The organism is Streptomyces sp. NBC_00376, assembly GCF_036077095.1.
Taxonomy (GTDB): Bacteria; Actinomycetota; Actinomycetes; order Streptomycetales; family Streptomycetaceae; genus Streptomyces.
Genome location: NZ_CP107960.1, coordinates 1,228,901 through 1,250,538 on the forward strand (window position 1 = coordinate 1,228,901; position 21,638 = coordinate 1,250,538).

Here is a 21,638-nt window from a genome sequence, read left to right on the forward strand (position 1 = left end):
ACAGGGAGTCGGCACACGGACAGGAGGGCGCACCATGGGCCGATACAGCCGCCTGCACGAGATACGCCGGATGGACCCGGCGCGCGACTACGCCGAGATCCTTCGGCTGATGTCCCAGTACGAGTTCCCCTGGGACTACCGGCAGGGAGTGAGCGTCGCCTTCCTCCGGGACTACGGCGTTCCCCGGATCTCCGTGCTCCTCGACCGGACCCAGGAGTTCGAACGGGCCGGGCAGAAGCGGTACGACGACACGGTGCTGATCGGGTACGAGATGGCCGCCGACGGCTTCGACTCGGAGCGCGGGCGGGCGGCCGCGCGTCACCTCAACCGGATCCACGGAAGGTACAGGATCCCGAACGACGACTTCCGCTACGTCCTGGCGACCACGGTCGTGGGGCCGAAACGCTGGATCGACCGGTTCGGCTGGCGCCCCCTGTGCGCCCAGGAGGTCCAGGCGCTGGTGGAGGCCGGCCGGAAGACGGGGGCGATGATGGGCATCGAGGGGGTGCCCGACACGTACGAGGGGTTCGAGCGGCTCCTCGACTCCTACGAGGAGCGGATGTTCGCGTACGACCCGGCGAACCGGCGGGTCGCGAACGCCACGTTCCGCGTGATCGCGAGCTGGTATCCGCGACCGCTGCGGCCCCTGGTGGCGAGGATCGCGCTCGGGGTGCTGGACGAGCCGCTGCTCGCGGCACTGGGCTTCCGGCCGCAGCCGCGGTGGGTGCGGGCCTCGGCGTCGGCGGCCCTGCGGCTGCGCGCCCGTTGTGTCCGCAGACTGCCGGCCCGGCCACGCAGGTTTCCCGCGCGCCCGCAGCCCCGTTCGTACCCCTTCGGCTGGCGGCTCGACGACCTGGGACCGCACTGGGCCCGCAACCGTCCCGTGGAACCCCTGCCCGACGAGAGGGACGGTGAGAGGGGCGGTCACGCCGGTGGCGCTACCCGGCAGCGAGCAGCGGCACCAGATAGCGGCGGGCGAACTCCCGCACCTGGGTGTCGTCGTCCAGCTCGAAACAGCTGACGGGGTTGAGGAGGAAGGAGACGGTTATCCGCACCATCAGTTCGGCGACCGGGGCCGGATCGCTGGCCGGCCTCCCCTCCGCGCGCCGGGCGTCCCGCAGCCGGTCGGCCAGGTAGTCACGGATGGCGAGGAGGGCCGGTCCGCTCTCCAGGGTCAGGAACGGCAGCATCGTCTCGGGCTCCAGCCTCAGCAGACCGCCGACGAGCGGGTGCTCGCGGATGTGCCGGAGAACCGCGGCGAAACCTTCGACGAGCCGGTCCTCCGTGGTCGGCAGCGCGGCCACGGCGCCGTCCACCTCCACGACGAAGCGGCGGTACTCGCGCAGCAGACAGGCGGAGACCAGGCTGTCCTTGTTGCCGATCCGCCGGTACACGGTCACCCGCGAGACCCCGGCACGCTTGGCGACGTCGTCGACGGTGGAGCGGCGCAGCCCGAAGGTCATGAACTGCTCGCGCGCGGCGTCCAGGATCTGCTCGCTCAGCGCGTCGGAGGGCGGCGCCGTGCGCAGCGCCAGGGCCAGCCCTGTCTCGTCGGTGCTCCGTGCCGTCATCGGCCCTCTCCCGTTCCGCCGCGTCCGCCCCCACCCTAGGGCCTCTCGTTTGGATCACGCCGGGCTCACGGGGCCTGATCCAAACGAAAGACCCTGAGCGGGCAGGGCGCCCACCGGAGTCCGGTGGGCGCCCTGCCTTCGGTGCGACTGTGCGGCGGGTACTACTCGCAGGTCCCGGCGAACGTCTCGCGGGTCACCACGTCGGTGGCCGCCGCGGTCGTGTCCAGCCAGGCGACGCGCTGGCCGTCACCGAGCGACGGGGCCAGCTGGGAGCCGGAGGAGCAGGAGACGCGGGAGAAGTTGTTGAGTCCCGCGACCACATCGGCGGTCTCGGAGACCTTCACCTTGGTCGGCCCGTTCCAGGAGCCGAGCGCACCCCAGAAGTCGTACGTGGAGTAGGCGAAGTACTCGTCGTTGACCGAGAACTGGGCGAGGTAGGTGCTCGACGGGTAGCGCAGCGTCGCCGCCTTCGACAGGTCGTCGAGCGGAGCCGACACGAACTTCGAGGACGGAACCAGGAAGCCGCTCGTCTCCCGCCAGAACACGCGGTCCGAGGTCAGCTGGATGTCCGAGACATAGTTGAAGAGGAAGCCACTGATCCGCTTCTTCTGCGTGCTGTCCTTCGCGATGTCGTACACGTACACCCAGGTTCCGTCCTCGCCGGCCCAGGCGATCCGGCCGTTCTTCATGGCGAGGTGACTGGCCTTGGTTCCTGCCTCCGGGGTCACGTTGACCGTGGTGCCGTCGGCCTCGCGGAGCATGACGTCCTGCTCGCCGTCAGCGGTGGTGCTGATGTAGGCGAGCGCGCCGTTCTCGGTCACCGGCTCGGTCTCGTCGGCGTCCGCGCGGTCAACCAGCTTCTTGATCGCGCCCTGTCCCTTCTCGCCCGCCTGGTAGATGCCGATGCCGTCGGCGGTGATCCGGGTGAAGGCGATGCGGTCGTCGTCCAGGGAGGGGTCGAGCAGATAGGCGTCCTTCTGGGCCAGTTCGTGCTTCGGCTTCTTGCTGAAGCGGCCCACGGTGATGCCGAAGGCGGCGCTGCCCTGGTCCCAGGCGATGGCGTCGCCGTGGCTGATGGCGTAGACGTCGCCGTTGATCTGGGCGGCCTGCTCGTCGACGCCGCCCGTGAGCTCGTAGGCGGGCAGGATGTCGGCGCCGATGGTGGTGCCGTCGTGCGTGCCGCCCTTCTGCTCCCAGCCGGTCTCGATGCCGTGGTCGTCGAAGGCCTTGGTAATGGCTGCGAGATCGGCCTTCGAGACGTTCAGGGACTTGGCCGCGAGGAGGACCGCGTTACGCATGTCGGTGAAGCCGGACAGCGGGGTGAGGTAGTTCTGCGCGGACCGGTAGACGATCTGGTCGGCGAGCTTGCTGTCGAGGTTCTTGCGCATGTCCCACAGCGCGCCGCCGACGATGGTGGAGTTGTAGTGCACCCCGCCGTTGTCGATGTCGAGCGTGATGGGCTCGTAGTCCTTCTGCGCGTTGCGCCCGTCGTTCAGGTCGCGCAGGGCGCACTCCTCCAGCGGCTTGGTGCCGTTGCAGAGGTACTCCCCGATGAGGCCGGAAGTCGGGTCGCTCATCGCGACGCCCTTGTCGGCGGTCTCCATGGCGTTGCCGAAGTAGTCGGATATCGCCTCGTTGAGGGCGCCCGACTGGTTGAGGTAGACGAGCCCGGCGGAGTGCTCGGTGACACCGTGCGTCATCTCGTGGCCGACGACGTCCAGGCCGACGGAGAGCGGGACTCCGTCCATGTGGCCATAGACCATCTTGGAGCCGTCCCAGAAGGCGTTGGCGTAGTCCTTGCCGTTCGCGGCGACGTTGACGACGGAGTAGATCGTGCCGCCCTTGCCGTCGACACCGTCGCGGCCGATCTGGTTCTTGTAGTACTCGTACACCTTCGCCGCGTTCAGGTGCGCGTCGACCGCGCCCGAGGAGGTGTTGGCGCCGTCGAAGCGGTCGCTCGCCGATGTGCCGAGCCGGATGTCGTCGGTGACCGGACCGCCCGCGACGTCCGTGTACTGCTTGCGGTTCGCGTCGTACGTACGGATCTGGCCGCCGGTCTGCGGGTACATGGCGCGCGTGGAGTCGACGAGCGTGTACGAGCCGTCCGCCTCCTTGTTGACGTCCAGCTTCGCCTCGGTGCCGTCGACGCGTACGCCTGTCCCCTGCGCGGGCAACGCGTCGGCCGCGTCGATGTTGTTGTACGAGAGCGCGATGCCGCCCACCCGTGCGTCGACGTACACCTCCTGGCGCACCGGGCTGCCGTTCGCCTTGCCGCCGGTGACGGTGAAGTGCCAGGCGAGCCTGCCGCCGTGGGCGTCGGGCAGCACGGACAGGCCGTGCGCCTCGGTCTTCGCGCCCTGCACGCCGGACAGGCCTCGGTCGAGCGTGAACATCCGCTGCTTCGCGGTGGCTTCGCTCACCTTCGGCGTGGTGGAGACGGTGAGGTCCGTGTAGAGCGTGCCGGTCGCGGAGGTGACCTGCTGGCCGCCGTCCGCGGCCTGGGTCTGCACCGCGTACTCGGCGCCGAAGACCGGAACGCCGTCGTGCTTCTGCTGGAAGCGCACCGAGGACTGCTTGCCGTCCTTGGTGGTCTTCACCGTCTTGAGGTCGGAGACCGGAACCTTGTACGTGTCCTCATGGGCCTTGATGTGGGCCCGCGCGGCCTCGGCCGGGGTGCCCTCGCGGGCGGTCTTGTCCAGGCCCTGCGTCATCGCCGGGGCGACACCCACCGGGTCCGTCGTCTGCGCCGCGGCGGTGTCGTCCGCCCAGGCCGGCGCGGCCAGCAGCGTCGCGCCGGTCGCGGCGGCGACCACGCCGGTCGCCAGCATCCGCAGCACGCTCGTTCGTCTCACGGGACCTCCCCATCGCACACCTGCGCCCGGACCATTGGGGCCCCGGGCGTTGACGTGCTGATCGTTCGCCATGGGCGGTTGTGTGAACAAGGGATGGAGCTGGCGCGAAAGTGCCGTGGCGCAATTACGCCTCAGGAGTACTCAGCGGTAGGCGAGTTGTCCGGAACATCGGGCAACCATCCGGCGCGTGCGGCGTACCAGCCGAGCTGGAAGCGGGTCGCCGCGCCCACTTCGTCCATCAGCGCGTGCAGCCGCCGCTGGACGGTGCGGTGGCCCATGCCCAGCTGGCGGGCTATGGCCGCGTCGGTCAGGCCGACGTGGAGGAGGGCCACGATCTGCCGGTCGATCGCCGCGACCGGGGCCTCGTGTTGCTCCTCGGTACCGGAGGCATTCAGCCGCCAGCCCTTGCCGAAGTGCTCCTCGAAGAGCGAGACCAGAGCGGTGAGCAGACCCGTCCGGTGCACGACGAGCGCCACCGGTTCCGTCTCGCGCTCGGGGTACAGGGGCAGCAGGGCGACACGGCGGTCCACGATGGCGAGCTTGATCGGTAGCCGGTCCGTGACGGATATGTGCTGGCCCTGGGCGACGCAGGAGGCCAGCACGGCCGCGGTCGCCGGATGTTCCAGCCATTCGCGTTCGACGACACTGCGCACGGCCACCCCGCGCAGCATCATCTCGGAGTCGACCTCTTCGTGGTTGTCCTCGAAACTGAGCACCGCGGGCACATGTCTGGCCGGCACCAGGGTGCACACCTCGCTCCTGGCCTGACGCTGCATGGTCAGCAGGCGTCGCCGGATCGCCGCCGGACCGGACAGCACCTCCACCGGCGCGCCCGACGCGTGCGACTGCGCGGCGCGGTGCCGTTCGGTGAGGTCCCCCACCAGCGACTCGACCCGGTGCAGCGCGGACCGGCGGGCTTCCAGGAGCGGCCCGAGCGCGAGGACGGGCGAGGCGGCCCGGTACCGGACGGTGCCGTCCCCTTCCTGCAGCGCGGCACTGGCGAGACCGCGATCGACGAGCGAGTTCAGCACACGCGTCACCGCCGAGCCGTCCAACGGGCCCGTGAGCGCGTCCGGTTCACTGTCCGGACGGTCCACCAGCAGGCGGTAGACCGCGTCCTCGTCCGGTCCGAGGCCGAGCAGGGTCAGCAAGGACCCGTCCACCGGGTCGCCCGGCGCGACGGAATCGGGACGTCCGGGCTCTTCGCGCCCCGCCTCGGCACCCTCCACCGGACCCACCCCTCTTCCTGCCGTCCGTCGGCCGGGGTCAGGCTATCCGGCGGATTTCCGCAGGCCGAGGCCCCCGGGGGCCCGTACACACCACTGGCCGGGCAGACCACTAGTCGAAGTCGTACACCGTCACCGGTATGCCCCGGCCGGTCAGCCGCTCCTCGATCAGAGGCTCTATCCGGGACCACTTCCCGCCCGCGAGCCCGCAGCCGATCCTCGGCATGTGGACCGAGGCCCCCAGCTCGCGGGCCCGGCCGGCCACCGCGTCCAGCCCCGTGTCGATCGCCTCGTAACGCACCGGGACCCCGTTGCTGCCCCTGCGCATCCCCCGCTGGCCCACCATGTTCGCCACCCAGATGTACGGGCTCACCTGTACGAACTGCACCGCGCCGAGGGCGAAGTCATTGCCCGCGCGCTCCCGGTGCCATCGGCGGTAGGCCGCTTCGGGTTCGGGCCAGCGGCGCGAGAGCGCCAGGACGAATCCCTTGCCCCAGCCGCCCAGGTCGTTGCAGACGTGGACGATCAGCTTGATGCCCTGGCCGTGGGGCGCCGTCGCGTCCCCCTGTACGTACATGATCTCGGACATGGCACCAGGCTAGGCGGCACCTCTGACAACCGGGCACTTTCACATCACTGGTGAGACAGCAATACTGTTGCACCGGGGTGGGTCACGCGTTCAGCCGCTCGCCCGCAGGGCCGGACACGAGGAGCAGAGATGGCGACCGGGACCGAGGAGCCGACGCTCACCGTCGACGAGCTGGCGGCGCGCGCCGGTGTCACCGTACGCACCGTGCGTTTCTACAGCACCCGGGGTCTGCTGCCGCCCCCGGTGATCGGGCCGCGACGGGTCGGGCACTACGGCCACGAGCACCTGTCCCGGCTCGCGCTCATCGAGGAGCTCCAGCACCAGGGCATGACGCTGGCCGCCATCGAACGCTATCTGGAGCAGCTCCCGCCGGATCTGAGCGCCCACGACCTGGCGATCCACCGTGCGCTGGTGGCCTCCTGGGCACCGGACTCGGCGGAGCACGCGACGCGGGCGGAGCTGGAGCGGCGGGCCGGCCGGGCGCTGACCGAGCAGGACATCGCGCGGCTGGCCGCGATGGGTGTGCTGGAGCACGCGGAGCCGGTCGACGGCAGCTACCGGGTGGATCCGGGGCTGCTGCGGCTCGGGGTCGAACTGCTCGGCGTGCCTATCGCCCACGAGACGATCCTGGCCGCCCGCACGGTGCTGCTGGAGCACTCCCGGTCCGCCGCGCAGGAGCTGACCCGGTTGTTCCGGGACGAGGTGTGGGGGCCGTACCGGGAGCGGGAGTCGGACCCCGAGCACGTGGCGGCGATGAAGTCGCTGTCGGCACATATGCAGCCGATGGTGATCCAGGCGCTGGTGACCGCGTTCCAGCGGTCGTTGAAGGAAGAGCTGCGGGCCGCGTTCACGGCGGAGTGAACGCGGCCCGCGGGGCGGGCGCCGGCCATGGGGCTCAGTCGTGGAAGGTCTCGCCCTTCTCGGCCTTGCCCACGAGCAGCGCGGGCGGCAGGAAGCGGTCGCCGTACCGCTCGGCGAGTTCCCGGGCGCGGGCGACGAAGCCGGGCAGACCGCCCTCGTATCCGTTGATGTACTGGAGCACGCCGCCGGTCCACGGCGGGAAGCCGATGCCCATGATGGAGCCGATGTTGGCGTCGGCGACGGTGATCAGGACGTTCTCCTCCAGGCAGCGGACGCTGTCCAGCGCCTCGGAGAACAGCATCCGCTCCTTCATGTCGATGAAGGGGATGTCCGTGTCGGGCTTCGCGAAGTGCTCCCGCAGGCCCGGCCAGAGGCGGGTGCGCTTGCCGCTCTCGTCGTACTCGTAGAATCCCGCGCCACCGCTGCGTCCCGGCCGGCCGAACTCGTCGACCATCCGGTCGATGACCGCGTCCGACGGGTGTCCGGGCCAGGTGCCGCCGGCCTCCTCGACGGCCCGCTTCGTCTCGTTGCGGATCTTGCGGGGCAGGGTGAGCGTCAGCTCGTCCATCAGCGAGAGCACCTTGGCCGGGTACCCGGCCTGTGCGGCGGCCTGCTCGACGGAGGCGGGCTCGACGCCCTCGCCGACCATGGCGACGCCCTCGTTGATGAACTGGCCGATGACGCGCGAGGTGAAGAAGCCGCGCGAGTCGTTGACGACGATCGGGGTCTTCTTGATCCGGCGGACCAGGTCGAAGGCGCGGGCCAGGGCCTCGTCGCCGGTCTGCTCACCCTTGATGATCTCGACCAGCGGCATCTTGTCCACGGGCGAGAAGAAGTGCAGCCCGATGAAGTCGGCCGGGCGCTCCACACCTTCGGCGAGGACGGTGATCGGCAGGGTCGAGGTGTTGGAGCAGAGCAGCGCGTCCGGCTCGATGATGCCCTGGATCTCCTGGAACACCTTGTGCTTGAGCGCGGTGTCCTCGAAGACGGCCTCGATGACGGCGTCGCAGCCCGCCAGATCGGCCGGGTCGCCGGTCGGGGTGATCCGGGCCAGCAGTTCGTCGCGCTGGGCCTCGGTGGTGCGGCCCCGGGAGAGCGCCTTGTCGAGCAGCTTCTCGCTGTACGCCTTGCCCTTGGCCGCGGCCTCGGTGGAGACGTCCTTGAGGACGACCTCGATTCCGGCGCGGGCGCAGGAGTACGCGATGCCGGCGCCCATCATCCCGGCGCCGAGCACGGCGACCTTGTTGACCTGGCGCTCCTCGATGCCCTTGGGGCGGCTGGCACCGGAGTTGACGGCCTGGAGGTCGAAGAAGAACGCCTGGATCATGTTCTTCGCGACCTGGCCGGTGACCAGCTCGGTGAAGTACCGGGCCTCGATGGTCAGCGCGGTCTCGAAGTCGACCTGCGAGCCCTCGACGGCGGCGGCGAGGATGTTGCGGGGCGCGGGCATCGGGGCGCCCGCGAGCTGCTTCTTCAGGTTGGACGGGAAGGCCGGCAGGTTGGCTGCGAACTTCGGGTTGGACGGGGTGCCGCCGGGGATCCTGTACCCCTTGACGTCCCAGGGCTGCTGGGACTCGGGGTTGGCGTCGATGAAGGCACGGGCCTTTTCGAGCATCTCCTCACGGGTGGCGGCCACTTCGTGGACCAGGCCGTTCTCCAGGGCGCGCCGCGGGGTGTACTGGGTGCCCTGCAGGAGAACCTTCAGCAGTGCGTCGGCGATGCCCATGAGGCGTACGGTGCGGGTGACGCCGCCACCGGCGGGCAGCAGGCCGAGAGTGACCTCGGGCAGGCCGATCCGGGAGCCGGGGGCGTCGAGGGCGACGCGGTGGTGCGAGGCGAGCGCGATCTCGTAACCGCCGCCGAGCGCGGCGCCGTTGATGGCGGCGACGACGGGGATGCCGAGGGTCTCGATGCGGCGCAGCGAGTTCTTGATGGCGGTGCCGGTGTCGAAGGCCAGCTGGGCGTTCTCCGGACCGATCCTGATCATGTCCTTGAGGTCGCCGCCCGCGAAGAAGGTCTTCTTTGCGGAGGTGTAGATGATGCCGCGGATGGCGTCCTTCTCGGCCTCGGCGCGGTCGGCGACGGCCGCGATGGAGTCCTTGAACGCCTGGTTCATCGTGTTGGCGGACTGGTTCGGGTCGTCGAGTACGAGGGTGACGACGCCCGTCTCGTCCTGTTCCCAGCGGATGGTCGTGCTCTCGGTCATTGCTGTTCTTCTCCGTAAGCAGGGATGGCCGGGGGGACGGTCAGAGACGCTCGATGACGGTGGCGATGCCCATGCCGCCGCCGACGCAGAGGGTGGCGAGGCCGTACCGCTGGTCGCGGCGCTCCAGTTCGTCGATGAGGGTGCCGAGGATCATCGCGCCGGTGGCGCCGAGCGGGTGGCCGAGGGCGATGGCGCCGCCGTTGACGTTGATCTTGTCGAGCGGGAGGCCCATGTCCCTGGCGAAGCGGAGCACGACCCCGGCGAACGCCTCGTTGATCTCGACGAGGTCGATGTCGTCGATGGTCAGCCCGGCCTTGGCGAGGGCCTTGCGGGTCGCGGGCGCGGGGCCGGTGAGCATGATGGTCGGCTCGGAGCCGGAGACCGCGGCGGAGACGATCCGGGCGCGCGGCGTGAGTCCGTAGCGCTCGCCGACCTCCTTGTTGCCGATCGCGACGAGCGCGGCGCCGTCGACGATGCCGGAGGAGTTGCCCGCGTGGTGGACGTGGTCGATCTTCTCGACCCAGTGGTACTTCTGCAGCGCCACCGCGTCGAAGCCGCCCATCTCGCCGATCGCGGCGAAGGAGGGCTTGAGCGCGGCGAGCGAGTCGGCGGTGGTGCCGGGCCGCATGTGCTCGTCGCGGTCGAGCACGACGAGGCCGTTGCGGTCCTTGACGGGGACGACGGAGCGGGCGAAGCGGCCGTCCTTCCACGCTTCGGCGGCGCGCTCCTGGGAGAGTGCGGCGAACTCGTCGACGTCGCGGCGGGAGAAGCCCTCGATGGTGGCGATGAGGTCGGCGCCGACGCCCTGCGGGGCGAAGCCGGTCTCGAAGTTGGTCATCGGGTCCATCGCCCAGGCGCCGCCGTCGGAGCCCATCGGGACCCGGGACATCGACTCGACGCCGCCCGCGAGGACGAGGTCCTCCCACCCCGAACGGACCTTGGCGGCAGCCAGGTTGACGGCCTCCAGACCCGAGGCACAGAAGCGGTTCTCCTGGACGCCCGCGACGGTGTCCGGGAGGCCGGCCGCGATGGCGGCGATCCGGGCGATGTCGGAGCCCTGGTCGCCGAGCGGGCTGACCACGCCGAGGACGATGTCGTCGATGGCCGCCGGGTCGAGGCCGGGGAAGCGGCTGCGGATTTCGTGGATGAGGCCGACGACGAGGTCGATCGGCTTGGTGCCGTGCAGGGCGCCATTGGCCTTGCCGCGGCCGCGCGGGGTGCGGATCGCGTCGTAGACGAACGCTTCGGTACTCAAGACAGCAGCCTTTCGAGGGTGGTTGTGCGACGGGGTCAGGCGAGCAGCGAGCGGCCGATGATCTCCTTCATGATCTCGGTCGTGCCGCCGTAGATGGTCTGGATGCGGCCGTCGGTGAACGCCTTGGCGACCGGGTACTCCGCCATGTAGCCGTATCCGCCGTGCAGTTGGAGACAGCGGTCGGCGGCGCGCTTCTGCAGTTCGGTGGCCCACCACTTGGCCATCGAGGCGTGCACGGCGTCGAGCGTGCCGTCGGAGTGGTCGACGATGCAGCGGTCGACGAAGGTGCGGGTGACGGCGCACTCGGTGGCCATCTCGGCGATCTCGAACCGGATGTGCTGGAGCTTGGAGAGCGGCCTGCCGAAGGCCTCGCGCTCCTTGACGTACTTCGTGGTGATCTCCAGCAGATGTTCCGCCGCGGCGATCCCGGCGACCGCTATGCCCATCCGCTCCTGCGCCAGGTTGGTCATCAGGTGGATGAAGGCGCCGTCCCGCTCGCCCAGCAGGTTCTCCTTGGGCACGCGGACGTCGTTGAAGAACAGCTCCGCGGTGTCCTGGGACTTCTGGCCGATCTTGTCGAGGTTGCGGCCGCGCTCGAAGCCCTCCGCGCCGCGTTCGACGACGATCAGCGAGAGCCCCTTCGCACCGCCCTCGGGGGTGGTCTTCGCCACGACGACGACCAGGTCGGCGAGGATGCCGTTGGAGATGAAGGTCTTGGAGCCGTTGAGCAGCCAGTGGTCGCCCTTGTCCTCGGCGGTGGTGCGGATGCCCTGGAGGTCGGAGCCCGCGCCGGGTTCGGTCATGGCGATGGCGGTGATGGTCTCGCCGCTGCAGAATCCGGGCAGCCAGCGCCGCTTCTGCTCGTCGGTGCCGAGGCCGGTGAGGTAGGGGCCGATGATGTCGTTGTGCAGCCCGAGCGCGAGGCCGGGGGTGCCGGCCCGGGTGAACTCCTCGGCGAGGACGGCGCTGTAACGGAAGTCGGTGTTCCCGCCGCCTCCGTACTCCTCGGGCACGGCGAGGCCCAGCAGCCCCTGCCGGCCGGCCGCGAGCCATGCCTCGCGCGAGACGATGCCGTCCTTCTCCCACTGCTCGTAGTGCGGGAGTACCTCCTTGGTGAGGAAGGTACGCACGGTCTCGCGGAACGCTTCGTGCTCTTCGGTGAAGATCTGCCGCTGCACTGGGGTCCTCCTGGGGCCGGTTCTTGACGGGGGGATGGGCCGGGCCGGTCGGGCCCGGTGGGGGTCACGGCCCGGCGAGGCCGGGTACGTCCCAGTCGGCGGCGACGGCCTCGGTGTCCGCGCCGGGTCGAGCGGGCCCGCCGCGCACCGAGGCGGGGGTCACGGAGAAGCGCGGTGCGGGCGCGGGCTGGACGAGCCCGTCGTGCTCGACGAAGGTGGCGCGGGCGGCGAGGTGCGGGTGGTGCGGCGCCTCGCGGAGCGAGAGGACGGGGGCGACGCAGGCGTCCGATCCCTCGAACACCTCGGTCCACTCGGCACGCGTACGGGTGCGGAACCGGTCGGCGACGACGGTGCGCAGCTCCTCCCACCGGCCGATGTCGCCCCGGTCCGGGGCTTCGTCCCCGATCCCGAGGAGCCGGCCGAACTCCTCGTAGAACCGCTGCTCCAGCGGCCCGACCGCCATGTACTGGCCGTCGGCGGTCTCGTACGTGCCGTAGAACGGGCAGCCGCCGTCCAGGAGGTTGGAGCCGCGCCGGTCCTGCCAGCCGCCGGCCGCCAGCATTCCGTGGATCATCATGGCGAGATGGCTGGCGCCGTCGACGATCGCCGCGTCCACGACCTGGCCCCGGCCGCCGGGGGTGCGGGCGTGCTGGAGGGCGGCGAGCACGCCGACGACGAGATAGAGCGAGCCGCCCGCGTAGTCGCCGACGAGATTGGCCGGGACGGTGGGCGGCTCGCCGGGCTTGCCGATCATGGAGAGGGTGCCGGTGAGCGCGATGTAGGCGATGTCGTGCCCGGCCCGTTCGGCGAGCGGTCCGTCCTGGCCCCAGCCGGTCATCCGCCCGTACACGAGGCGCGGGTTGCGGGCCAGAGCGGCGTCGGGACCGACGCCGAGGCGTTCGGCGACGCCCGGCCGGTAGCCCTCGATCAGGATGTCGGCGCGCTCGACCAGATCGAGCACCTTGGCGGCTCCGTCCTCGGCCTTGAGGTCGACGAGCACGGAGCGCTTGTTGCGGTTGGTGAGGTCGTACGCGGGATCGATGCCCAGCCCCGCACCGCCGGGCCGGTCGACCCTGACGACGTCGGCGCCGAGGTCGGCCAGGAGCATCGCGGCGAACGGACCGGGTCCGATGCCTGCCAGTTCGACCACCCGCACCCCTGTCAGCGGGCCGTGCGAGCCGTGCTCTGTCGTTGCCATCGAGCCCCCTGCGGTATGACACAACTGATGTAACAGCGATGATGCTAAGAACGCACCGCGCTCCGCACAACCCCTTTGGCCGAGCAAGCGCTTAGTTCCGTCCTCGGGATCCTCCCCCATGGGGACCGCCCGGCCGCACACCGCCACGACCCCTCCGCTAGCCTCTGCCTGCCACATCGGCGCCGGCTCCGCGGAGGTACTCATGAACGGGCAGAACGGGGCAGAACGCCCTTATGACGTGATCCTCTTCGGCGCCACCGGCTTCGTGGGTGCCCTCACCGCCGAATATCTCGCCGCCCACGCGCCCGCCGGCTGCCGCTGGGCCGTGGCCGGACGCGACCGGGCCAAGCTGGAGCGCCTGCGCGACCGTCTCGCCGCGATCGAGCCGCGCTGCGCGCAGCTCCCGCTGCTGCACGCCGACGCCGGGGACGAGCACTCGCTGCGCGAGCTCGCCGAGTCCGCCCATGTGGTGGCCACGACGGTGGGCCCCTATCTCTGGTACGGCGAGAAGCTGGTCGCGGCCTGCGCCGAGGCGGGGACGGACTACGCGGACCTCACCGGTGAGGCGGAGTTCGTGGACCGGATGTATCTGAAGCACGACGCGCGGGCCCGCGAGACGGGGGCCCGGATCGTGCACGCCTGCGGTTTCGACTCCGTACCGCACGACCTCGGGGTGTACTTCACCGTCCAGCAGCTGCCGCCGGACGTACCGCTGAGCGTCGACGGCTTCGTACGCAGCAACGCCGTCTTCTCCGGCGGTACGTTCGCCTCGGCGCTCACCGCGATGGGCCGCGGCCCGCGAATGCTGAGCGCCGCCCGGGAACGCCGGCTGCACGAGCCGCGGCTGGTCGCCCGCCGGGCCCGCGCCCCCCTCGGCACCCCGCACTTCAGCGCGGAGACCGGCACCTGGGCGCTCCCGCTGCCCACGCTGGACCCGCAGATCGTCGAACGCTCGGCGCGGGCGCTGGCCCGGTACGGCCCCGACTTCCGTTACCGCCACTTCGCCTCGGTCCGTCATCTGCCCGTGGCCCTCGGCGGCACGGCCGCGGTCGGCGCACTCCTGGGCGCCGCGCAGGTTCCGGCGGCCCGGTCGTGGCTGATGAACCGGTACGAGCCGGGCAAGGGGCCGGACGCGGAGCGCCGTCGGCGCAGCTGGTTCACCGTGCGCTTCGTCGGTGAGGGCGGCGGGCACCGGGTGTTCACCGAGGTCTCGGGCGGCGACCCCGGCTACGACGAGACGGCGAAGATGCTCGCCGAGTCCGCGCTCTGCCTCGCCCTGGACGAACTCCCGCCGGCATCGGGGCAGGTCACCACCGCCGCCGCGATGGGTGACGCGCTGCTGGAGCGGCTGCGCTCGGCCGGCCTGCGCTTCCGGGTCGCGGCGGCCCGCTGAGCCGACGCCCGGGGCGGCACGCACTCGTTCGGGTGATGTCGCCCCATGCCCCCGCCTCCTCGTTCCCCGGGTGAGCGGGCCGTGGCACCGCTTCGCGGGCTCCTCGGCCGCGCGGCACGGATCGGCGCTTTCACTACGATCTGCGTCCCGCAGGTCGGCGCACCCGGGCATGCTCCCGATGCACAGCCCTGACCTGCGGCTATGCACACAGAGAGTCGGGGAAGAACCATGACGGACAACACTGTGGCGGGTCACGAGGAACAGCCGGGGCGGGCGCTCGCCGGGTTGCTGAGGAACTGGTGGGAGTCGTCGGCGCGCGACGGCCGCGAGAAACCCACTCAGCAGTCGCTCGCCAAGCGGCTGGGGATCGACCAGACCACCCTGTCGCGCTATCTGAATCCCGCTCATGCCTCCAACGCCCCGAGCCGGATCGTCGAGCAGCTGCACACGGCGCTGCGGGCACCGGCCGACGACCTGGACCGGGCGCTCGCCCTCGCGCGCGCGGCGGCGGCCGGGAAGCGCCCGGCGGCCGCGGCCGCGCCCGGCCCGGCAGCCGCGCCCACCGGTCCGTCCGACGACCGCGACGCGGCGGCCCGCCGGCGGGGCCGCTCCCCCGTCGCGTACCCGGCCCTGGCCGTCGCATCGCTGCTCCTGCTCGTGCTCGGCGGCTTCGTGTGGTGGCTGGTGCCCACCACCACGGGACAGAGCGATGCCAAGGGCAGGGCGGGTGTCTCGGACCGGCCGTCGGAAGGCACGGACTGGCCGCTGGCCCGCAAGGGCGATGTGTTCTGGAAGGCGCGTACGGTGCGGCTGCTGCTGCGGGCGAACGGCTTCGACGTGAAGGTCGACGCCGACTACGGTCCGGCGACGGCCCAGGCCGTGAAGAAGTTCCAGGCGGCACATGGTCTGACCCCGGACGGCAAGGTCGGGAAGGACACCTGGCCGTTGCTGGTCATCACGGTCGACTCGCGCACGACCGAGCCCGATGCCATCACGGCGGTGCAGTACCTGCTGCACCACGCCGGGGCGCCGACCGACAGCACCGGTACGTACACGCCCTCGACCAGGCGGTCGCTCAAGGAGTTCCAGGAGTCCCGGAATCTGCCGGTGACGGGGGTCGGGGACGAGGCCACCTGGCGCGCGCTGCTCAACGCCCAGGGGCCGGATCAGCACAAGTAGCCGCGGGCCGGGGCCGGGGCGGCCTTGCGCCGGGCACTCAGAGTGCCCAGGAAACCAGCGTGCAGACCATCGAGACGGCCCAGGCCACTCCCGCGATCATCCCGAGGGTCATCCCTATAGCGACCCGGCGCTGAGCGAGATAGACGGTGCCGGGTCGTGTGGACGTTCTATGTTCGTTCATGGGTACAAGCTTGCCGGTGATGATCGGCAAAAGGTATCCGTGCGCGTACTCACGCGCCCTGCCCGCTCTCAGGCGGTCGCCTCCCGCAGGGCCCGGCGGCAGAGCGAGTCGGCCCTGCGGGTGGTCTCCGGCTGACGGAAGTCGCGGGTCAGCAGCAGGGTGTGGGCGCAGGCGTTGTCCAGACCGGTCCGGTGCCCGACGGAGACGAAGACGGGTTTGACGCCGTCCTGGGTACGCAGCGCCCGGCCCACCTCCTCCTCGCCGTCGAGCAGCGGCGACCAGTCACCACGGCGGGGCCCTGGTTGCTCGTACGTGAAAGTGAACGGGTTCTTGGCGACGCCGATCACCGGGAGGCCGGTGAGCACCCCGAGGTGGCTGGCGAGTCCGAAGCGGCGCGGGTGCGCCCGGCCGTATCCGTCGCAGACGACGAGTCCGGGGTCGACCGGCAGGGATTCGAGCGCGGCCAGCACGGTCGGGATCTCGCGGAAGGCCAGGAGGCCGGGGATGTACGGGAAGGTGACCCGGCCGACGGCGGTGGTCTCGGCAACCACTTCGAACGTCGCCCCGTCGAGGACCACCGCCGCCGCGACGACGACGTCGCGCTCGTCGTCGTAGGCGACGTCGACCCCCGTGACCCGGCCGGAACCGGGCGGCGGGCCGACTTCGTCGAGCACCACCCGGGAACGCAAGGTGTCCTGGACGGCTCGGGCTTCGGCCTCGTCGGCGGGCATCGGAACGCTTGTCATGGTGCGGCCGAGTCTAGCCAGGGCCCGTCCGGCGGCTCAGGGCCGGACGGGCCCTGGGGGCTCCCCGAGGAATGGGCCCGGAGTCCGCGTGGGCCCGTCCCGGCCCTACCCGTAGCCTGGCGATCATGTTTGTACTCGAACTGACCTACACCGCCCCTGTCGAGCGCGTCGACGAGCTGATGCAGGACCATGTCGTCTGGCTGGACGCACAGTACGCGGCGGGGGTGTTCATCGCGTCGGGCCGCAAGAACCCGCGCGACGGCGGGGTGATCCTGGCCGTCGGCGACGACCGTGCACGGATCGAGGAGATCGTTTCGGAGGATCCGTTCTCGGTGCGGGGCGTGTGTGCCTACCGCATCACCGAGTTCATCGCGACGAAGACCGCGGACGAGCTCGCTCCCTACCGTCGGCAGCTGCCCGGATAGTGGAGCCCTTCCCCCGGAGCGGCCTCGCTCCGGGGGAAGCGGAACAGGCTCAGCGCCCCGTGCGTGCCACGCGTCCCTTCTCTCCCGCGGCCCAACAGCCGCCGTCCGGGGTGCAGTCGACGGTGTCGTACGAGCCGGTGTCGACCGTGCGCCAGGTGCGTCCGCCGTCCGTCGTGAGGTCGGTGCCGGTCGGGCCGACCGCCAGGGCTCCGGACCTGCTGTGCGGCAGCCAGGCGACGCCCGAGCGGTAGGCGGCCGTCGGGGTGACGGCCTGCTGCCAGGTGCGGCCGGCGTCGTCCGTCACGGCCGCGGCGTCCGGCGACGGCTCTCCGGCCCGGTAGTCGCCGCCGACCGCGATGCCGTGGTGGCGGTCGCGGAAGGCCAGTGCGAAGACGCCGCGGGCCGGGTCGCCGGCCGGGATCGTGGATTCGGTCGCGGTCCAGGTCAGCCCGCGGTCGGCGGAGTGCAGCACCCGCGCGGTGGCGGCGCCTCCGGTCGCGAGCCATACGTCCCTGGGGCCCGAGGAGACCAGGCACTGGCCGCCGGCGGCGAATCCCGCCTCGCCGGGCTGGGCGTCCGGCATGCCCGCGTCGGGCAGCACCCGCCAGCTCCGGCCGCCGTCCGCGGTGGACAGGATGCGGTACTTGCCGTCCACGGGATCGCTCATCGCCAGCCCGTGCCGGCTGTCGAAGAAGGTGAGGCAGTCGTAGAAGGCGCGTGCGTCGGTGTTGCGGAACGACTCCGTCCAGGTCGCTCCCCCGTCGTCCGTGCGGAACACCCGGGACGCCTCGCCCTCACCGATGGCCAGGGCCACCGCGCGCCGGCCGTCGAACGCCTCGATGTCGCGGAACTCCAGCGCCTCCGCGGCCGCGCCCGGCGGTGAGACGTCGCGCCAGCGCCTGCCCCCGTCGGACGTGCGCAGCACCGTGCCCTTGCTGCCCGCGACCCAGGCGGTGCGGCGGCTGACGGCGGCGAGGCCGCGGAAGCGGGCATCGGTTCCGGTGTCGGTGAGCGTCCAGGCCGGTCGTTCGCCGGGCCGGTGTCGTTCCCACGGTGTCGCCGCGGCTGCCGGTGTGGCCAGTGCCGCGGTCAGCGCCGCCGCACAGAGTCCCCATGACATCAGTCGTCTCGTCTTCCCCTTGACCCTCATGGCGCTGGAAGCTAGCCCACGAGCCCAGCCCGGTCCAGGGTGCGCAGCCGGAAAGTGACCGGGCGCGGCAGTGGGCGGTGATACAGCTCACGCCACCTTCCGGTGCACGGATGAGGGACTTCCTTCGTCTGTATCAGTGCCGGGAACCGTTCATCTGGCCGAGAAAGGGAGCAGGTCTTGTCCACCGCTATCGAGCAGTCCGTGCAGGCCCGCATGGTCGCATCCGCACCGCGGATGGAGACCCTTCCCGCCACCCTGCATTACGACCCCAAGGATCCGTTCGCCGTGCGTATGGCGTTTCCCGCCCCCGCGACCCTGGAGGGCACCGAGGTCGCCTGGGAGTTCTCCCGTGAGCTGCTGGCGGCGGGGATGGACGGGGCGGCCGGTGTCGGGGACGTACGCGTCAGGCCGTTCGGTTACGACCGTACGGTCCTGGAGTTCCACGCCGCCGAGGGCATCGCGATGGTGCACGTCCGCACGGCGGAGCTGCGCCGTTTTCTGGGGCGGGCGCAGGAAATGGTGCCCGTCGGCGACGAGCACCGGTTCCTGGATCTCGACCGCGGCCTGACCGATCTGCTCGGCGGCCCCTGCTGAGAGCTCGCGTCCGGCGGGCCGATCGCCGGGCGGGGAGGGCCGGGACGGTATGGGCGTCAGCTGTGGAGTAAGGCCCAGGCCTTGCAGCCGCCGGACGGGGTCAGCGCGGGCGCCAGCCCCCAGTCCCCGCCGTACGCGTCGACCACGGCGGCCAGCAGCCACATGCTGTCGCTGCGGCGCTCGCGGCATTCCTCGGACTTCAGGGCCGAGTTGTGCGGGGGGTGCTGGTCGTAGAGCGTGATGCGGAGCGCGTCGAACTGCCAGTGCACCCGCAGCAGCATCTCCCGCTCCGGGGTGAACCGGTAGGCGGTGGCGACCAGTTCGGATGCGGCGAGTACGGCAGTCTCCCGGAGTCCCGTGAGGCCGTGCCGGGTGAGAAGGTCACCCACGGCACCGCGTGCGAGGCCGGCGCAGAAGGCGCCGCCGGGCAGTGCGAACGAATAACTCAGGTTGTCCGCCACCGGTGGGTGGGGTCCGGCAGGTGCGGGGGCCGGCAGACAACGCAGCGCGCCTTTCATCAAGATGCTCACATTTCGGTAATTGTGGTGACGATCACACGCGGGCGCGGTCGCCCCGTGTGAGACTTGCGCTACCGACCGTAGCGCACCGAGGAGCACAGTGCTACTACTTGTGCGGTTCCGGTCATTTCACTCCCACCCCGAAAGGGACCGCACCTTGCCCCCCAGAAGCACCCCGACCGCCCGGCAGCAGCGACTCGGGTACGAACTCCGCAAACTGCGCGAGCAGTCGGGCATGCCGGTGCAGCAGGCCGCCGCACTGCTCGGCGTCGACCGCACCCGCATCCCGAACATCGAATCGGGACGGTTCGGCATCAGCGCCGAACGGGTCCGCACCCTCGCCTTCAACTACGGCTGCCCGGACACCGGGCTGGTCGACCTGCTCGCCGAGATGGCCCAGGAGCGCGCCCGGGGCTGGTGGGAGGAGCACCGCGGGCTACTGCTGCCGGGACTGCTCGACATCGCCGAACTCGAGCACCACGCGGCGGAGTTGACGACCTCCACCACCACGCACATCCCCGGCCTCCTGCAGACCGAGGAGCATGCACGGGCTGTCTTCGACACGGCCGATCCACAGTTGCCCGGACCCGATCTGATGGCCCGGCTGTCGCTGCGACTGCGCCGCCGGGAGATATTGGAGCGGGACCGTCCACCGATGTACGAGTCGGTGATCCACGAGGCGGCGCTGCGCATGCAGTTCGGCGGCCCGAAGGTGGCGAGGGCCCAGCTGGACCACATCCTCGAACAGTCCGAGCGGGACCGGATCACGGTACGGGTGATCCCGTTCGCGGCCGGCGGTTTCCCGGGCGCCGGACAGTCGTTCACCTATGTGGGCGCCGCGGTACCGCAGCTCGACACCGTGCAGCTCGACTCCTCGCATGGTTCGATGCTGCTGGACTCCGGCATGCAACTGCGCCGCTATCGCGGCCTGTTGGAGCGTCTGCGCACACTCTCACTGCCCGTCGAGGAGTCGCGCGACTTCATCCGATCCATAGCCCAGGACCTCTGAGGAGCGACCATGACCGATATCTGCTGGGACGAAGCCTTCTGCAGCGAGGGCGCCAACTGCTTCCGCTTCGGACTCGACGACCAGGGCCGGGCGTACATCGGCTCCACCACGGACACCACCGCCTACGTCAGCGACTCCATGGAGGCGCTGCGGGCGCTCATCTCCGCAGTGAAGGCCGGCGCGGCGGACCACCTGCTCTGACCGCACGCCCCGACCGCGCCCGCGCCCCCGTGAAGGTCCGCTCCGAGTACGCCGACAGCTCCGAGCGCCCCGCAGCCGGGGGCCGGCCGGTCCCGGTCACCGGCGCGCCGCCGGTACGGATGGATCGCAGCGCACCGCGCCGAACCTCGTCCACGGGCACCCAACCGCCCCGGGACCTGCGTACATAACGTTACGTAACCGGGCATCGTGAGAGCGGGCTTGGCGGTGGCCTTACCGCCGCTTTAACCTACGGTCTCGTAACCTACGTATCCGTAGGTAATTCTCCCGTCCCCAGGAGTCCCCCGTGACGATCACCGCTCCCCACCTCGGCAGCCCGAAGGCGTGGACCGACGCCCAGCTGCTGTACGCCCTGGAAGAGGTGGTGGAGAAGGAGCTCAACCGCCATCTCAAGGTCGCCAAGGACTGGATGCCCCACGAGTACGTGCCGTTCTCCGACGGGCGGAACTTCCCCGGGGTCTTCGAGGACGGTGAGGCCTGGCAGGCCGACCAGTCCAAGGTCACCGACATCGGCAAGATCGCCCTGGTGGTGAACCTGCTGACCGAGGACAACCTCCCGAGCTACCACCACGAGATCGCCTCGCTCTTCGGCCGCGACGGTGCCTGGGGCACCTGGGTGCACCGCTGGACCGCGGAGGAGGGCCGACACGGCATCGTGATGCGTGACTACCTGCTCACCTCACGGGCCGTCGACCCGGACAAGCTGGAGCAGTTCCGGATGGCGCACATGGCGGAGGGCTTCGAGTCGGACAACCGCCACTCGATGCTGCACTCGGTGGCGTACGTCGCGTTCCAGGAGCTGGCCACCCGCGTCTCGCACCGCAACACCGGCCACCAGTCGGGCGACCCGGTCTGCGACCGGATGCTCGCGCGGATCGCGACCGACGAGAACCTGCACATGGTCTTCTACCGCAACCTCCTCGGTGCGGCCTTCGAGCTCGCCCCCGACCTGACGATGCAGGCCGTGCGCGACGTCGTCGTCAACTTCCGGATGCCCGGTCACGGCATGCCGGGCTTCGAGCGGGCCGCCGCGCAGATGGCGATCGGCGAGATCTACAACATGCGCATCCACCACGACGACGTGATCCAGCCCGTGCTGCGTTACCTGAAGGTGCTCTCCATCGACGGCCTGGGCCCCGACGGCCTGAAGGCGCAGGAGGAGCTGGGCCTGTACATGGGCGGCCTGGACAGCGAGGCGGCGAAGTTCGACGAGAAGCTGGCCGCCCGCAAGGCGCGGATGGTCGCGCGCGCCGGCGCCTGACCGTTCCGGGCCCGGCCCGTCGACCCG

Annotated in this window: 21 protein-coding genes; 9 read left to right on the plus strand and 12 right to left on the minus strand. The window is 70.8% G+C overall.

The genetic code is table 11. The annotated features are described in order from the left end of the window. Positions 1-34 precede the first annotated feature (34 nt). A complete protein-coding gene (locus OG842_RS05630; protein WP_266727980.1) occupies positions 35-1,021 on the plus strand; it encodes an oxygenase MpaB family protein in 987 nt (328 codons plus the stop codon). Here the strand turns inward: OG842_RS05630 and OG842_RS05635 are convergent. The 4 genes from OG842_RS05635 to OG842_RS05650 form a co-directional block, all read right to left on the minus strand. Next, positions 939-1,571, minus strand: a complete 633-nt coding sequence (locus tag OG842_RS05635; RefSeq protein ID WP_266727982.1) for a TetR/AcrR family transcriptional regulator — start codon at positions 1,569-1,571, stop codon at positions 939-941. The two genes, OG842_RS05630 and OG842_RS05635, sit on opposite strands and share 83 nt — an antisense overlap. A 161-nt stretch (positions 1,572-1,732) precedes the next feature. Next, positions 1,733-4,423 carry a M4 family metallopeptidase gene (locus OG842_RS05640; protein WP_328512093.1) on the minus strand — a complete coding sequence of 897 codons (2,691 nt, stop codon included), beginning with the start codon at positions 4,421-4,423 and terminating at the stop codon, positions 1,733-1,735. Positions 4,424-4,554: 131 nt separating this feature from the next. Next, positions 4,555-5,661 (minus strand): helix-turn-helix transcriptional regulator, encoded by a 1,107-nt coding sequence (locus tag OG842_RS05645; RefSeq protein WP_266727986.1) that lies wholly within the window; start codon positions 5,659-5,661, stop codon positions 4,555-4,557. Between the two features lie 100 nt (positions 5,662-5,761). Next, complete coding sequence (locus tag OG842_RS05650) at positions 5,762-6,238, minus strand: macro domain-containing protein (protein WP_266727988.1); 477 nt, start codon at positions 6,236-6,238, stop codon at positions 5,762-5,764. Positions 6,239-6,367: 129 nt separating this feature from the next. On the opposite strand from OG842_RS05650, the gene OG842_RS05655 reads away from it, so the two are divergent. Beyond that, positions 6,368-7,099 (plus strand): MerR family transcriptional regulator, encoded by a 732-nt coding sequence (locus tag OG842_RS05655; RefSeq protein ID WP_266727990.1) that lies wholly within the window; start codon positions 6,368-6,370, stop codon positions 7,097-7,099. A 34-nt stretch (positions 7,100-7,133) separates the two neighbouring features. On the opposite strand, the gene OG842_RS05660 is transcribed toward OG842_RS05655, so the two are convergent. The 4 genes from OG842_RS05660 to OG842_RS05675 form a co-directional block, all read right to left on the minus strand. Further along, positions 7,134-9,305 carry a 3-hydroxyacyl-CoA dehydrogenase NAD-binding domain-containing protein gene (locus OG842_RS05660; protein ID WP_266727992.1) on the minus strand — a complete coding sequence of 724 codons (2,172 nt, stop codon included), beginning with the start codon at positions 9,303-9,305 and terminating at the stop codon, positions 7,134-7,136. A gap of 40 nt (positions 9,306-9,345) precedes the next feature. Beyond that, the gene (locus OG842_RS05665) at positions 9,346-10,560 is read right to left on the minus strand and encodes an acetyl-CoA C-acetyltransferase (protein ID WP_266727994.1); all 1,215 of its coding nucleotides are present in this window, start codon (positions 10,558-10,560) and stop codon (positions 9,346-9,348) included. Between the two features lie 35 nt (positions 10,561-10,595). Further along, the gene (locus OG842_RS05670) at positions 10,596-11,738 is read right to left on the minus strand and encodes an acyl-CoA dehydrogenase family protein (protein WP_328512094.1); all 1,143 of its coding nucleotides are present in this window, start codon (positions 11,736-11,738) and stop codon (positions 10,596-10,598) included. A 64-nt stretch (positions 11,739-11,802) separates the two neighbouring features. Continuing rightward, a complete protein-coding gene (locus tag OG842_RS05675) occupies positions 11,803-12,936 on the minus strand; it encodes a CaiB/BaiF CoA transferase family protein (protein WP_266727998.1) in 1,134 nt (377 codons plus the stop codon). 202 nt (positions 12,937-13,138) lie between these two features. On the opposite strand from OG842_RS05675, the gene OG842_RS05680 reads away from it, so the two are divergent. Then, positions 13,139-14,329 carry a saccharopine dehydrogenase family protein gene (locus OG842_RS05680; protein ID WP_266728000.1) on the plus strand — a complete coding sequence of 397 codons (1,191 nt, stop codon included), beginning with the start codon at positions 13,139-13,141 and terminating at the stop codon, positions 14,327-14,329. Positions 14,330-14,557: 228 nt separating this feature from the next. After that, entirely contained in the window at positions 14,558-15,508 is a 951-nt protein-coding gene (locus tag OG842_RS05685; RefSeq protein ID WP_266728002.1) for a peptidoglycan-binding protein, read from the plus strand. Positions 15,509-15,545: 37 nt separating this feature from the next. On the opposite strand, the gene mmpA is transcribed toward OG842_RS05685, so the two are convergent. Together mmpA and OG842_RS05695 are read right to left on the minus strand one after the other, a co-directional pair. Beyond that, positions 15,546-15,689 carry a morphogenic membrane protein MmpA gene (gene mmpA / locus OG842_RS05690; RefSeq protein ID WP_266728004.1) on the minus strand — a complete coding sequence of 48 codons (144 nt, stop codon included), beginning with the start codon at positions 15,687-15,689 and terminating at the stop codon, positions 15,546-15,548. Positions 15,690-15,757: 68 nt separating this feature from the next. After that, positions 15,758-16,420, minus strand: coding sequence for an endonuclease V (locus OG842_RS05695; protein WP_376319820.1), 663 nt, complete (start codon positions 16,418-16,420; stop codon positions 15,758-15,760). A gap of 140 nt (positions 16,421-16,560) precedes the next feature. Here OG842_RS05695 and OG842_RS05700 point away from each other — a divergent pair, with 140 nt between their 5' ends. Next, positions 16,561-16,860, plus strand: coding sequence for a YciI family protein (locus OG842_RS05700; RefSeq protein ID WP_266728008.1), 300 nt, complete (start codon positions 16,561-16,563; stop codon positions 16,858-16,860). A gap of 49 nt (positions 16,861-16,909) precedes the next feature. Here the strand turns inward: OG842_RS05700 and OG842_RS05705 are convergent, their stop codons facing one another. After that, a complete protein-coding gene (locus tag OG842_RS05705) occupies positions 16,910-18,010 on the minus strand; it encodes a WD40/YVTN/BNR-like repeat-containing protein (RefSeq protein ID WP_328512095.1) in 1,101 nt (366 codons plus the stop codon). A 177-nt stretch (positions 18,011-18,187) separates the two neighbouring features. Between OG842_RS05705 and OG842_RS05710 the strand changes: the two genes are divergently transcribed. Further along, the gene (locus tag OG842_RS05710; protein WP_328512096.1) at positions 18,188-18,604 is read left to right on the plus strand and encodes an SsgA family sporulation/cell division regulator; all 417 of its coding nucleotides are present in this window, start codon (positions 18,188-18,190) and stop codon (positions 18,602-18,604) included. Between the two features lie 56 nt (positions 18,605-18,660). Here the strand turns inward: OG842_RS05710 and OG842_RS05715 are convergent, their stop codons facing one another. Next, positions 18,661-19,065, minus strand: coding sequence for an ATP-binding protein (locus OG842_RS05715; protein ID WP_266728014.1), 405 nt, complete (start codon positions 19,063-19,065; stop codon positions 18,661-18,663). A 214-nt stretch (positions 19,066-19,279) separates the two neighbouring features. Here OG842_RS05715 and OG842_RS05720 point away from each other — a divergent pair, with 214 nt between their 5' ends. The 3 genes from OG842_RS05720 (at position 19,280) to OG842_RS05730 (ending at position 21,611) form a co-directional block, all read left to right on the plus strand. After that, the gene (locus OG842_RS05720; protein WP_328512097.1) at positions 19,280-20,131 is read left to right on the plus strand and encodes a Scr1 family TA system antitoxin-like transcriptional regulator; all 852 of its coding nucleotides are present in this window, start codon (positions 19,280-19,282) and stop codon (positions 20,129-20,131) included. A 9-nt stretch (positions 20,132-20,140) separates the two neighbouring features. Continuing rightward, positions 20,141-20,332, plus strand: a complete 192-nt coding sequence (locus OG842_RS05725; RefSeq protein ID WP_266728018.1) for a hypothetical protein — start codon at positions 20,141-20,143, stop codon at positions 20,330-20,332. A 304-nt stretch (positions 20,333-20,636) separates the two neighbouring features. Continuing rightward, a complete protein-coding gene (locus OG842_RS05730) occupies positions 20,637-21,611 on the plus strand; it encodes an acyl-ACP desaturase (RefSeq protein ID WP_266728020.1) in 975 nt (324 codons plus the stop codon). Positions 21,612-21,638: the final 27 nt, after the last annotated feature.

Excerpts from the sequence above, each read along its gene's own strand:
- OG842_RS05630 (WP_266727980.1), top strand. The coding sequence starts at position 35 with ATGGGCCGATACAGCCGCCTGCACGAGATACGCCGGATGGACCCGGCG.
- OG842_RS05705 (WP_328512095.1), bottom strand. The coding sequence starts at position 18,010 with ATGAGGGTCAAGGGGAAGACGAGACGACTGATGTCATGGGGACTCTGT.
- OG842_RS05680 (WP_266728000.1), top strand. The coding sequence starts at position 13,139 with ATGAACGGGCAGAACGGGGCAGAACGCCCTTATGACGTGATCCTCTTC.
- mmpA (WP_266728004.1), bottom strand. The coding sequence starts at position 15,689 with ATGAACGAACATAGAACGTCCACACGACCCGGCACCGTCTATCTCGCT.
- OG842_RS05685 (WP_266728002.1), top strand. The coding sequence starts at position 14,558 with ATGACGGACAACACTGTGGCGGGTCACGAGGAACAGCCGGGGCGGGCG.
- OG842_RS05655 (WP_266727990.1), top strand. The coding sequence starts at position 6,368 with ATGGCGACCGGGACCGAGGAGCCGACGCTCACCGTCGACGAGCTGGCG.
- OG842_RS05635 (WP_266727982.1), bottom strand. The coding sequence starts at position 1,571 with ATGACGGCACGGAGCACCGACGAGACAGGGCTGGCCCTGGCGCTGCGC.
- OG842_RS05675 (WP_266727998.1), bottom strand. The coding sequence starts at position 12,936 with ATGGCAACGACAGAGCACGGCTCGCACGGCCCGCTGACAGGGGTGCGG.
- OG842_RS05650 (WP_266727988.1), bottom strand. The coding sequence starts at position 6,238 with ATGTCCGAGATCATGTACGTACAGGGGGACGCGACGGCGCCCCACGGC.
- OG842_RS05695 (WP_376319820.1), bottom strand. The coding sequence starts at position 16,420 with ATGCCCGCCGACGAGGCCGAAGCCCGAGCCGTCCAGGACACCTTGCGT.
- OG842_RS05700 (WP_266728008.1), top strand. The coding sequence starts at position 16,561 with ATGTTTGTACTCGAACTGACCTACACCGCCCCTGTCGAGCGCGTCGAC.
- OG842_RS05725 (WP_266728018.1), top strand. The coding sequence starts at position 20,141 with ATGACCGATATCTGCTGGGACGAAGCCTTCTGCAGCGAGGGCGCCAAC.
- OG842_RS05660 (WP_266727992.1), bottom strand. The coding sequence starts at position 9,305 with ATGACCGAGAGCACGACCATCCGCTGGGAACAGGACGAGACGGGCGTC.